The 12,365-nt window shown below is 42.8% G+C and carries 11 protein-coding genes, 1 pseudogene and 1 riboswitch; of the genes and pseudogenes, 4 read left to right on the forward strand and 8 right to left on the reverse strand.

Annotated features, from left to right (window positions below):
• Positions 1-39 precede the first annotated feature (39 nt).
• The 3 genes from KTE19_RS02315 to KTE19_RS02325 form a co-directional block, all read right to left on the reverse strand.
• Complete coding sequence (locus KTE19_RS02315) at positions 40-579, reverse strand: cob(I)yrinic acid a,c-diamide adenosyltransferase (RefSeq protein ID WP_217341520.1); 540 nt, start codon at positions 577-579, stop codon at positions 40-42.
• Between the two features lie 604 nt (positions 580-1,183).
• Positions 1,184-3,433 (reverse strand): ribonucleoside-triphosphate reductase, adenosylcobalamin-dependent, encoded by a 2,250-nt coding sequence (nrdJ, locus tag KTE19_RS02320; protein ID WP_217341521.1) that lies wholly within the window; start codon positions 3,431-3,433, stop codon positions 1,184-1,186.
• Positions 3,434-3,714: 281 nt separating this feature from the next.
• Positions 3,715-4,182 (reverse strand): helix-turn-helix domain-containing protein, encoded by a 468-nt coding sequence (locus KTE19_RS02325; protein ID WP_217161540.1) that lies wholly within the window; start codon positions 4,180-4,182, stop codon positions 3,715-3,717.
• Positions 4,183-4,472: 290 nt separating this feature from the next.
• Between KTE19_RS02325 and KTE19_RS02330 the strand changes: the two genes are divergently transcribed.
• The 3 genes and pseudogenes from KTE19_RS02330 (at position 4,473) to KTE19_RS02340 (ending at position 6,945) form a co-directional block, all read left to right on the forward strand.
• Entirely contained in the window at positions 4,473-4,985 is a 513-nt protein-coding gene (locus tag KTE19_RS02330; protein ID WP_217161542.1) for a helix-turn-helix domain-containing protein, read from the forward strand.
• 149 nt (positions 4,986-5,134) lie between these two features.
• A pseudogene (locus KTE19_RS02335) lies at positions 5,135-6,453 on the forward strand (MFS transporter).
• A 60-nt stretch (positions 6,454-6,513) separates the two neighbouring features.
• The gene (locus KTE19_RS02340) at positions 6,514-6,945 is read left to right on the forward strand and encodes an RrF2 family transcriptional regulator (protein WP_217161544.1); all 432 of its coding nucleotides are present in this window, start codon (positions 6,514-6,516) and stop codon (positions 6,943-6,945) included.
• A 94-nt stretch (positions 6,946-7,039) separates the two neighbouring features.
• On the opposite strand, the gene KTE19_RS02345 is transcribed toward KTE19_RS02340, so the two are convergent.
• The 4 genes from KTE19_RS02345 to KTE19_RS02360 form a co-directional block, all read right to left on the reverse strand.
• The gene (locus tag KTE19_RS02345) at positions 7,040-7,309 is read right to left on the reverse strand and encodes a type II toxin-antitoxin system RelB/DinJ family antitoxin (RefSeq protein ID WP_217161546.1); all 270 of its coding nucleotides are present in this window, start codon (positions 7,307-7,309) and stop codon (positions 7,040-7,042) included.
• Positions 7,310-7,421: 112 nt separating this feature from the next.
• Complete coding sequence (locus KTE19_RS02350) at positions 7,422-8,117, reverse strand: hypothetical protein (protein ID WP_217161548.1); 696 nt, start codon at positions 8,115-8,117, stop codon at positions 7,422-7,424.
• Between the two features lie 19 nt (positions 8,118-8,136).
• Positions 8,137-8,523 carry a hypothetical protein gene (locus tag KTE19_RS02355; RefSeq protein WP_217161549.1) on the reverse strand — a complete coding sequence of 129 codons (387 nt, stop codon included), beginning with the start codon at positions 8,521-8,523 and terminating at the stop codon, positions 8,137-8,139.
• A complete protein-coding gene (locus tag KTE19_RS02360) occupies positions 8,520-8,900 on the reverse strand; it encodes a hypothetical protein (RefSeq protein WP_217341522.1) in 381 nt (126 codons plus the stop codon). Before KTE19_RS02360 ends, KTE19_RS02355 begins: the two co-directional genes overlap by 4 nt.
• Positions 8,901-9,018: 118 nt before the next feature.
• A riboswitch (TPP riboswitch) is annotated at positions 9,019-9,117 on the forward strand.
• Between the two features lie 61 nt (positions 9,118-9,178).
• Here KTE19_RS02360 and tenA point away from each other — a divergent pair.
• Positions 9,179-9,877 (forward strand): thiaminase II, encoded by a 699-nt coding sequence (gene tenA / locus KTE19_RS02365; protein WP_217161551.1) that lies wholly within the window; start codon positions 9,179-9,181, stop codon positions 9,875-9,877.
• A gap of 204 nt (positions 9,878-10,081) precedes the next feature.
• Here the strand turns inward: tenA and KTE19_RS02370 are convergent, their stop codons facing one another.
• Positions 10,082-12,238, reverse strand: a complete 2,157-nt coding sequence (locus KTE19_RS02370; RefSeq protein ID WP_217341523.1) for a fibro-slime domain-containing protein — start codon at positions 12,236-12,238, stop codon at positions 10,082-10,084.
• Positions 12,239-12,365: the final 127 nt, after the last annotated feature.

Raw genomic sequence — 12,365 nt, forward strand, 5'->3', positions numbered from 1 at the left:
ACTTAAACTCTGAAATCAGAGCGTCTTTTGACCACGCTATTATTTTAACTTACTCAATTCTTCGTCATACCCATCCAAAAAGTTGGCATACCTTGCCAGTATAAATAGGTAATCAGACAGTCGGTTTAAATAACTCAGACTATCATCGGAAATTTCTTGTTCCTTGTCGTTTAATTCGATGACTTGGCGTTCAGCTTTGCGAGCAAGTGAGCGGGTATATTGGAGAGCTGCACCTGTTTGCATACCACCAGGTAAAATAAAGGCCTTAATCCGGGGAAACTTGGTTGAAATATCATCAATCTCATCTTCAAGCGCTTTGGTTGTCTCAGCCGTAATATTGTGATGCCGTTTAACGGTGATGTCTGCTTGGAGTTCATACAGATTACGCTGCATTTGCTTTAATTTAGGCGCTAGTTCCTGCGTCTTGGGGGACAGAACAGAAATCACGTAGCCAATCCATGATTCCAGTTCATCAAGTGAACCTAGGGCACTAATTTGTAGGTCATACTTTGGCACCATCTTACCGGTAACTTGTTTGGTCTTACCGTGATCGCCAACTTTTGTATAGATTTTAACCATTTTTATCTCCTCCAGTTTCGACTCTATTTTACAAATAAAAGCGGCCAAAAACAAAGGTATTTTGGTCGCTTTTATTTCGTTGAAACAATGGCTGCCATCATTTTAGCCAACGGGGGAGTCAGCTAAAATGACCAGCTGAATTAAAATGTGTGATAACTTAATTGATCGAGATGAGATGAGGGGTCAGCGCTCGATCGTTGGGATTAGTGAACTTGGGAGTTGGATCTAGGCTGCATGGCTGAGGACCGCTCCGCAAAGCAGGGATCTGCACATAAGCACCCATGCTGTAAATCCAAAACCAGGATTTTCAACATGGGCGACTTATGCTCCGATCCCTAACCGCTTTGCTTCGCTCACTTGTATTAGGACCGCTCCACCAAGCAGAAACTTCCATATAAGCACCTTTAACGCAAATCCTAAAAACCAGGATTTCCGTTAAAGGAGACTTATATTCCAGTTTCTAACCGCTTGGTTCCGCTCACTTGTATTAGGACCGCTCCACCAAGCAGCAATCTGCACATAAGCACCATTAACAAAAATCCAAAACCGGGATTTCTGTTAATGGCAACTTATGCTCCGATTGCTAACCGCTTGGTTCCACTCACTAACGGATTGGGCACGCTCCACCCGCACAATCGGTTTGGTCAACCAATTCAACGTCTTTCTTGTCATGGTTGCCATTTTGTTGGGCGAAGACTTTTGCGACATCTCCTGAGATTTGGAGAACGCGCTTTTCGTATTCTTTTTGATCAATTGGTTCCTTAGGGGCTTGCTTGAAGCCGGCACCTGTGTATGGAAGCAATGAGGTTGATTTGGTTGTGTGACGGTACTGGGTCATCAATGGGGCAATTTGGTCGCCTTCATTTGGTTGGAAGGTAACAGTACAACTAACGGCGTTGTCTGACCAGTATGTCTGCAAGAATGCTTGAGTTGCAAACTGTTCTGCAATTGAGACGTTTCCAGCTGAAGCAAAGTCCTTGCTGTCAGCGTGAGCCGCTCTAACTGGGAATTCAACAACCATCGTGTTCTTGGTATAAACGTCTGGTTCAACGTTATAGCCAACTGCTTTAAGAGCTGGCAACAATGGATCGGTATCTTGGAAGCGGATTCGTTGAATCAAGTAGCCTGCATAGTGGAAATGCATCCCTTCTGAAACACCAGCCAATTTGGCAACCGTTCCTGAAGGCTTAACAGTTGTGTGCTTGATTGATGGGTTGCAGCCCAAAGTTTCAGAGTAATCTTTATCAGCTTTCACAACGGCCTTGTATAAACCATCAAATTCTTTAACAGCACGCTTGTCGTAGATTGGCTTCTTGATTGCTGCACCAGTTTCAGGGTCAGTAGCGTCTTCGTAACCAATAACTACTCGGTTACCAAAGCGTGACAAAATCCAATCCTGAATTCCTGACATTGAGATCCCGATTCGACGGTTCTTTTCGATGGCGTTACGGGAAACTTCCCAATCGTAGTTGCTGAAGGTAACTCGCTTAGAATAACGGGTTCCCAGTGAAAAGGCTTCGTGTAAGTCCCAGCCTTCTTGTTCAGCAACAGTTGGAAAGACTTCGAACAAGTTGCAAGGTTCACCATTGGCAAGGGAAATCTCGCCACATGGGTTGGTGCCTTCAACACTGCCATCGATATTTTCCTGACGACCATCAATCTTCCGGCCGTAGTTTCTGGAAAGTTCCAAGTTAACGATGCCGGGTTCACCATTGTGACGGATAGAATCAGCAACGGGGCCATAATCGGTAAATGAAGAGTCAACGGCAACACTGTTGTTTGATGCCCAACGGTGATGGTAGAGCTTCTCTTTGTCTTGCTTCATCGTAATGAAGGCTTCATCATCGGCTGAACCCAATGCCAGTTCGGCTGAACGACGGACGTTACCGGCAACAACTGTCTTACCAATTAAATTACCAATATCGGTACAGTCAACAGATGACAACTTCTGGCCAACGTGGTCATTTAATAGGTTATTAATATCAAATAGCATTTCGATCAATGGCATTGGGCCTGAAGCCGTTCCACCGAAGCCTTTAATTTTGGCACCCTTTGGACGGATGTCACTCATATCAAGGACAAGATCCAATTGTTGCGTTGGATTAGTTTCATTAAAGTGTTGGTCAATCAAATGCGCGTTTGAAATAACCCAACCTTCACGGGTATCTGGTAGTCGATAGTAACGAACGTCTTTGATTGAATGATTCTTTAACCAGTCTTCCCGGTCAGTAGCGCCCATCTTGAGGGATTCATCGTAAGACTTGCTAGTCTTATTAATTAAAATAGTCAAATTGATTTTGAAATCAACTTGAGGAATCTGTTCAACATTATCGCGAGTGACAGAAAAACCGACCCCGCCGCCCTTCATCAATTGATCGAACATGAAGGAGTAAGGCATTGAAACAGCCTTTTGACGGCCATTCAAGTATTCTGGAACAATGTGGCTGTCACCGTATGGTTGGGGACGAACGGCGATAAACCAACAGTTGTTCAGAGCATCACCATTACGATCCTGGTAACTTGAGCCAGAAATCCACAGGTTCCGGCCGGATGGGGTAGCACCCAAGCCGTAGATTAACTTGTAAAGCTTTTGCGCTTCTTCAGTCAATTGGTCGATAACTTCTGGATCAACATTGTCTTCATGTAAACGAGGATCAAGGTTAATGTTACCTTCAACGACCCGCTTAACGGTTTCATCCCAGTTTTCTGTTCGTTGCTTTTCTGGAATCCAGCGTGCGTATGTCCGTTTATAGGTCACCCAACCAAGCTCTCCCCAGTGAGGTGTAACTTCATTTTTAATTTTGTTTATAAATTCGTCAGATAGTGAAACTGACGAAAGTTTCATAGCTTGCATATTGCGTTCCTCCAGTACCTATTATAAATCGTTTCGTTTGAATTAACACTATATATAGTATCTCCTACACTCCCAATAAGCAATATATGGTGTTTGACCGCAAATTGCTTGTAGCCAGCATAATGGCGAGCCGACACGGTTTTGGCGGGCTAAAAATTTTTTATTTTTTTGATTTAGGCACCCCAAAATGCCACTTTGCGTTACCTGCTGAGATACTAAAAAACGCTATAACCACAATATCTGGTTATAACGCATTTATGGGAATATAACAATCTGTTTTGCTAATTAGCTGAAATCTTAGCCTTGATTTCGCGGCCTTTTAAGCGGATATAGACAGCAGATACGACATTAAAGAGCATTGCCGCCAATAGGATTATTTGGATGCCCAATCCAACTTGAAATTGTTGCGGCAGAACTTGGGGGATGAACTCATTTAAGAATAGAAATATAAACAATATTGTACTCGACATCGTTGGTCCAAAAAACTGAAACAGCTTATTCCTCGATAGTTCTGCGAGTTGTTCCTTATCCTTATAATCATTCACGATACCAGATCCTTTCACTAATAAATTATCTAGCGAAAGATGATAGAGCTGACTCAGATTGATCAAACTTTCAATATCAGGAAACGTTTTGCCGCGCTCCCAATTAGAAATTGTCTTGGGGGAGACATAAATCTTCTCGGCTAATTGTTCCTGGGTTAAATTGGAAGCCAATCGTTTCTGTTTCAACAAATCATTTAATTTCATCTCTCTGCCTCTCACTTTATGATTTTGGGGATCTGGTCACCACCCAATATACGTTGAATTGGGTTAATCGTCACTAGAAACCTGTTACTAGTCTGCCAAAGTTTGCATTGTTTTTTCATACAGGCCCGCTTAGACCGCTAAATAAGTTAGAGCTTGGGTTACTGCAAACCCATCTGGAAAGTTTGCGTTTTATCGAGAATTAAGTTATTAAGTGTTGATGCAACCATTAAGTGCTACTCGTCTATCATATAATATGTTTATACTGAAATCATCACAAAGGAGGCATCATCTTGAAAATCGCGGAACAGCTTCAAAGGCAACGTCAACTTCATGGGTTATCCCAAGCGGACCTGGCTGATGAACTACACATTTCCCGCCAATCGATTTCTAAATGGGAAAATGGGACAACCCTACCGAGCTTTTCAAATGTGGTGGCAATTAGTGACTTGTTTGGAATTTCGCTTGATGACTTAATTAAAGGAGATGTCCAGTTAATGGAAAGATTAGAGAAGGACAACAGAGTCAATAAGGTTTCAAAGATCATATTATTTGGCATTGTGATTGCCATTGTGGGTTATACGTGTTATCAACTAGTTGGGATCAGTGCGAACACCCTGGAAAGTTGGTTGGTTATACCGGTTATTGTTAGTTTCTTCTTCATGCTCAAATCAGTTAAGTGGCGCGAGTTTAACAAAGCATTAACCAAGCCGACGATTATTTGGGGGGCTATTTGGCTGGGGTTGATCTTGATTCCAGAAATTATTGATTTTGTACAAGGCTTTGTTTCAGGAATGAACGAATAGGATAAAGAGAATGCAAATGATCGCTGTTTTTTCAGAAAATCAGCGATTTTCTATTGCATTATTAGTATATTATTTATATACTAATCAAACTGAAATAAGAAGGTTTTACAAACATAGAAGAAGATAAAGCAGTTCAAGCAACGCTAGATGTGACGACCGAAGCAGCGAAGACAACCAATGTTCAAAGAATCATCTTTGGCCTCGCCTTGATTGGCGCGTTCCTTGGGGTTCTCGACACCTCAATTGTTTATACTGGGACCGTTAAGATGGCGGCCCAGTTACAGCTAAATTCAAATGCATTATCCTGGGTGCAGGTTTCATACGCTTTAACCTATGCCGGTTTCATGCTGGTTGGTGGTAAGCTGGGTGACATCTATGGTCGCAAACGACTGTTTATCACCAGTCTGATTATTTTTGGAATTGGGAGTTTAGCGGTTGGTGCTGCTACGAATGCGCTGACGATGATTAGCTTTCGCGCGTTTCAGGGAATTGGTGCGGCAATTTTGGCCCCAAATTGTTTGGCATTGCTGACGGATACTTTCACAGGTAAAGCTCGCCAGCAGGCAATTGGGTACTACGCCTCGGTAATTGGGGCCGGTGCGGCGGTTGGACTGGTGATTGGCGGGTTGGCTTCTATGTTAATGGGCCGATTGCATTAATCATGGTGATTGTTGCTGGTAGGGTCTTACCGACGGCTCATCAACAGGCTGGAAAAATTGATTGGTTGGGAACCATTCTGTCAATTTTAGCAATGAATTCAATTTCTTATGGTTTGGATGGCAGTCCGTGGCCAATTCCGACAATCCTAATTTCATTATTTCTGTGGGTAGCATTTGTTATTAGCCAAGCCAAGGTTTCACTGCCGACGATGCCATTGGAGATTTTTGCTGATCGAGAACGAATGGCTTCTTATATTAGTTCATTATTATTTAGCGCTGCCGGAATCGGTTTCTGGTTTTACACGCCGCAATTTATGCAGGGGGCATTTGGATTTAGTCCGTTTTTAACTGCCTTAGGGATGTTACCAATGGCAGTGCTATTGTTCATTGTTGCCGTTAAAGCGGGTAAGCTGGTTGAGCGCTGGAATAATTCCATTGTGATGATTCTTGGCTTTGTTGTGGTACTGCTATCTTTGGTGGAACTGGCAATGGTAGCTCACACAACCAATTACTGGCTGCTATTGATTGGAACACTCGGGTTTGCGATTGGGTTTGCACTGGCATTTGCCACCTTGGCGACTTCCGGCTTAGCGCGGATTCGCCTGGCAGTTTCTGGGGCAGCGTCTGGTGTGTACAATACCGCCCGTCAATTCGGTGGTGCCTTGGGGCTGGCAATCTTTGCGGCCACAACAGCGCATTTGACCAAAATTGCCGATGTCTTCGGCCAAGCAATGCTGATTGGGGCCGGACTGACGTTTATCGGCCTCGTGTTAGTGGTTATATTGATCGTACCGGCAGAAAAGCACTGATTGTAACCGGATAATTGGTATAATAGAATATATACAATGAATTAATCGGAGGTATATTCAATGTCCTTTTCGGTTGCTTTCTCACAAGCGTTAGAAATTGCTGGCTATGTGAACGCCAAATCACAGGATGAGCATTTTGATTATTTAGCTATTCAAAAAATTTCTGAAATGCTCAACATTCCGGTTCCCAGCGTTAAAAAGATCTCGGCAACACTCAAAAAGACGGGCATTCTGACATCGAAGACCGGGGTTAACGGTGGGTTACGGCTCGCTAAGGCGCCTCAAGAAATTACGATTTATGATATTCTAGTTGCAATTGAGGGGACAACCCCGTTATTTAAGTTGCCTTCAGAAGTAGATAAGACAGCGTTTGTTAATCAAGGCAAAGTTGAAAATTGGTTGGAAAATAGTTCCAAAGTGCTTAAACAAGCAGAAACGGCAATGCTGGCGACTTTGAAGCAGACGACGCTGGCTGATTTGGATAAGGGTTGAGAATTGGTGGTTGGCTAAAACACTGAAAATAAAAGGACCGAAATCTTATTGTCCGAGATTTCGATCCTTATTATTTTCATGGAGAGATGGTCGCTTATTGATCTTCATCAATTAAATTGTGCTGTTTTCCTGTCCCGTTTTCCAATTGATTGATCGACTTACGCAAGCTCTCCTGGTTTTCTGCCGAGTAAAATGGATCCGATTGTATTTCGAAAGGGATTTTTCCTTCATTAACAATCGCTCTTGAAAATAGAGTGACTGCATCTGAGTAAGTTAACCCCATATTGCTCAACAGCTTTTCAGTTTCTGTTTTTAGGTGGGAGTTTATTCTGACTTTAAGGGTTTCTGTTTTCTTGGCCGCCATCTTTATCACCTCTTTGGCTGATTTTAACCAAAGTTGCTATATAAGTAGTGAAGTTAAGTCATTAAAAATGTTTCATAAGTGAATGAATTCTTTGGCTGAGACCTTAACCGCATTAATCCATCAACTGAATTGACCGCTGAATATTACTGGCTGCTTTGGTAATTTCGTTGGCAGGCACCGAGTAGCCATTTTGATTCAACCACTTCGCCAGCCATTGAGTGTTTTCATCAGGACTGGCCTCTTTATGGAAGAGAAAATGTTGCAGGATAGTGGCACTTTCGTCCTGACTCAGCCCAATTGTTAACTGGAAAGGCAATTCAAAGTCTGAGTCAGTTGATTTAAGCTGATCAACGATATCGACCATAGCGCTATTAATTTGAAATAGAACTGCTTGCAATGCCGCCTGACTTTTGGGATTAGGCAACTGAATCTCTTGCCAGTGATTAGGCATGAATTCGACCTCCTCATAGTTAAGCATGAACCATTTTCGATAAGCACGGGTCATTCGGAAAACAAAGTCAGCTGGCATTTCATAAATGTTGTCTTTGAGCCAATTGTTAAGCCAAGATTGATTAGTAATTAGGTTGTCGTGATGGTGGTTGTTAAAAAAGATCGTTAGGGTTTGGTGTTCTGCCTTCGTTAAATGGAGATTTTCGATGAAGAACCCGGGTCGATTGAATTGGAGCTTTTCGGGTTGGATTTCATCAACCAGGCTGCCTAGTCCAACTGTTACTTGATATAGGGCGGCTTGCAGTTTTCCTTCAGATTGGGGGTTGGGTAATTTGACGTCAAGATAGCTGTAAGGCATTAAAGCTACTCCTCTCTATTCAGGATGTGGTGGTAAAGGCATCCTTCACAAAAAACGTGATAACAATCGCAATGGTTCCCGGCCAGTAGGTTTGGGGAACGATGCCGAAAAATAAGTAAAAGGAAACCAGAATGCCGACTGCGGTGAGGCCAGCACCTATTTTGGTGATTTGGTGGTGGTCGGGGTCATAACTGAGATGTTTTTGGTACCAATATTTGAAGCTGAAGTAATGAATTGGCCAGATCATAATGGCAATTAAGAGCAAAATACTAGATATATTGGTTAGCGTTTGGAGACCCTCAACACCGGGAAAAGTCTGGTTGGCCCATTCTTGGACATTTAGGATGCCAAAAATGATGAGGACAGGGATGTTGCGGAGAAGGCTGTATTTCCAAGCCACTCTCATGCGTTTCCCTTCTTTCTAACGGGTGCTTTAAACCCTTCCACGAAAATCATCATGATCGTGAAGACTAGAAAGAACAATTCGCCGTTTTGAAGCAGTGAAAACGAAACGAGAACCGCCAAAATGATCGCCCCAACGATTAGGCTGAAGTTGGCGGCCAACGTGAACGTTCGATTTGTTCGATCGTATTCGGAATGCTGCTTGAGGTATTGTTGGCCAAACGATTTGCTAATGATCACTTCAATAATAGTGGTAGCGGCAATCAGAATGACCAGGTTGATCAGGTCGTTGATCCCGAATAACTGGATAATCGGGTATAAGATTAAAATGACATACAATAAATAGTTCGTGATTAGGGCATATTTTAAATCGAATTTCATAACACTGAACCTCTCTGTAAAAAATTTCCCCAACCCCTCAAAATAGTTGTTAACAGCGTATCATGAATAACCAGATTGTTGCAAACGCCGCAACCGTGGTACACTTTGGGTATTCAAATGAGACCACTAGGGGTGCTATATGCTGAGATGGCGCAGTGCCAATCCCTTTGAACCTGATTTGGTTAATACCAACGTAGGGAAGTGACAGAATTGAGAATGACAGGTACCAAATCCGGTAACGGTTTATTTGAAAATTTTTGCAAGAGGAGTTTCATCCAATGAAATTTTCACAACAGTTACTGGCAGCTGGTCAACCAATTTTGCAGGCAATCTACCAACATCCATTTGTCGAAGGTATCGGCAATGGTAATTTGCCTAAAGAGGCCCTGACATTTTATGTCGGTCAGGATTATAACTACCTGAATGCCTTTATCAAGGTCTACGCGGCGGCCATTGAAAAGTCGGAAACTCGCGCGGACATGGCGATCTTTGCCAAACAAATTGATTTTATCCTAAATAGTGAAATTCACCCCCATCACAATTTCTGTAACGTTGCCGGGGTGAAATACGAAACTTTGCAGCACGAGCCCCAAGCACCCGGCACTTATTTGTACAATGAGCATATGTATCGGGCAGCGCGAACTGGCGACCTGATCGATATTGTGGCCGCCATGACGCCGTGTCCATGGACGTATTTGGAAATCGCAAACCGGTTTGTGAAGCAAGGGAAGAATACTGACGATAATGTCTTCAAACCGTGGATTGATTTTTACGCAGATATGGGCGATAGCGAGGACAGTATTCTCCAGCAAATGTATGATTTGATCGACCGAGAAGCCGTGAAGTACGACCAGCACCGTTTGGACATTGTTAAGGAAGAATTCCTCAAGAGCTGTGAAATGGAGTGGCGGTTCTGGGATCAAGCCTATAAGCAGACGGGTTGGCAGTTTGTGAAACCAATGAAGCAATATTACTAAGCACATAGACTGGGATAATAAGTATTTTGAACCCAGAATCCAACAAGAAAAAACCAGTTATTCCTGAGGCTGGAATAGCTGGTTTTTCTTGTTAAATGGCCCGAATCGGTCGTTTGTCGCAGCTTTTATCTGAGTATCAGTGGTAATCCAAATGATGATCACTGATTGAAAATTAACACATGTCTCAGCCTTTTGTACGAGCATTTAGTTGCGACGACGTCTGAATTTCGCCAAGCCAAGCAATCCTAACATAGACAATCCAAGGACTGCTAACCAGTTTGCGGTGTGCGTGTCACCAGTTTGTGGCAGCATGGACGCTGTCTTGAGTTCTTGATCCTTTTGAGTGGCATTAGTAGAAGCGGACGCTGGTTTAACAGCATCATTGCTACTGTACTTGAAGGTGCTGCCACCCTTAGCGTTCAATGCTTGAAGGCCAGTGCCAGTTGAGCCGGAACCATTTGCACCAGAACCGGGGTTACTCTTGAGGTAGAGCACGCCGTCCTTTTTGCTAGTTGAAGCCTTGCCAGTCTTGTTGCTTGAACTGGTTTTCTTTTTGTCGTTACCTTTCTTGTCATCAGATGGCAAGGCTTGTGGAAGCTCAATGTCATCTTCAGGAGTTGTTGGGGTTTCTGGAGTTGGCGTTTCTGGTGTTGGGGCTTCCGGAGTTGGTGGCGTTACCTCTGGATCAGGGGTTGGATCTGGATCCGGTGTGGATGGGCCTGGACCCGGTCCGGGATCAGGAGGAGTGATTTCATCTTCAATCGTACGAATGCCAAATCGCTCATTTTCTGCGTAAGTGTAAAGAGAATTTTCAATTTTTGCATAGTTTTCATGTTCGCCATAGACGTACTGAGTTTCACCTTGGATTTTTTGTACACCATAGCTAGTTTTCTCAGCATGATAGTCTTCTGGAATTTGGAGGTTGAAACTCATTTTGAGATTAGAGTGGCCGTGCCCTCTTTCCAAGTAGAAAATCTTGATCTCATGAGAATCGCCGGCATTGCCCCATCCTTGGCCTAACAAATTATCCAAATGTTCTTTCTTTCTTTTTCCTACGGATACTTCCCCATTACTAAAATTAATTGCTCCATCTAGTTTTGAATGGATTCCACCAATATCAAGCACAAGTTTTCCATCGATGAATAACCAAAAGTCATCGTCACCACTGAAATTGAACACCATTGGGATCTTTTTGTCCGTAAGTGAATTACTGTCATCAACCATACCACCTTCAGGGTGCATATAAGAAAACTCCATCTTCATCCCAAAGAAGTGGTTAGGGGCATTCTTGCCTTTTAGATTATAGCCTTGAGCATTGTTTCCATTGAAGAATTTGAAGTCTTTGTCCAAGGGAAAGAATTGGCCACCACTGTTATCATTCGCCTTATTAGCTTTGTTATAAACTAACATATCCCCTAAATTGTTCGGATCATCTGCTTTGTCATCGAATACGGTATGGTATTTACTACTATCGAATGAATAGCCGCCGTGACCATCACTAATGAACATCTTAAGTGGCTGGTTGGTTACGTAATTGTTACTAGAACCAGTAGTACTGCTTCCATCGAATAGGTATGCTAATGATTCCCCGTCAACCGTTGGATACCCATTACTTAGTTCAGAAGCAACGATCTTAGGGTATCCATTAGGATTGCTCTTATTGTATGCTGCAACCCCTGATTTGGTTGATCCACCATCAGAGAATTTTAATTTTTTGTCTTTATTGATTCCGGCATCCCGGACTTCCCTATCGGCTAAGCCATCTTTTCCAACTCCATTATCTCCATCACTTGTACCCGTTACAGTGTAATCTGTTAATGTGATATTGATTCCAGGGTTTGTCACTTCCGTAACTTGCTGAAGACTCTTGGTGGGGTCGGGAATTGTGGTTTTGGGTTTTATGAGAGGCTTGACGAGTGTATAGACTGCGGTGTTGGCAGGTAGACTTGTGCCATCCTTCTTTACAATGTATAATTCATCGCCTATTTGAACAAATCTTGTTTGATCTACGCCAATCTCTTTTCCAAGTGCCTCTTTAATTGCTTGCTGTTCAGGTGTTAGTTCAACATTTGAAGGTGTACCTTCAGAATTCTCTAGGTAGGTGGTTTGTCGGAACTTATCAGGAACATTTGTGTTGAATTCAGTTGTTTCGGTTTCATTGAGTTTGACTAGTGTTTTGTCCTGTGACTCGTCATCAGTATGGATCTTCCAGAGGTTACCGGTATTATCGACGAAAATGGTTTCAATTCCACCATCGTAGTCATCACTATTGTCTGGGTGGAAGTAAACTGTCTTGCCGTCAATGATATATGGAAAGTACTGGGCCTTATTAAGGAAATTCGGTTCTCCATCGCTAGTCATCACCTCGTAATTCCCCCACGTTTCTGGGATTTCCTTGTTATCTTCGACTGACCTATACCCCCAAAGTTAAAGTAAAAACTTTAGCTTTGGAGGTATTTTTTATGACTAAGATTTCAAAAGAAACAAA

This window comes from Lentilactobacillus dabitei, assembly GCF_019061365.1.
In the GTDB taxonomy this organism is placed as follows: Bacteria; Bacillota; Bacilli; order Lactobacillales; family Lactobacillaceae; genus Lentilactobacillus; species Lentilactobacillus dabitei.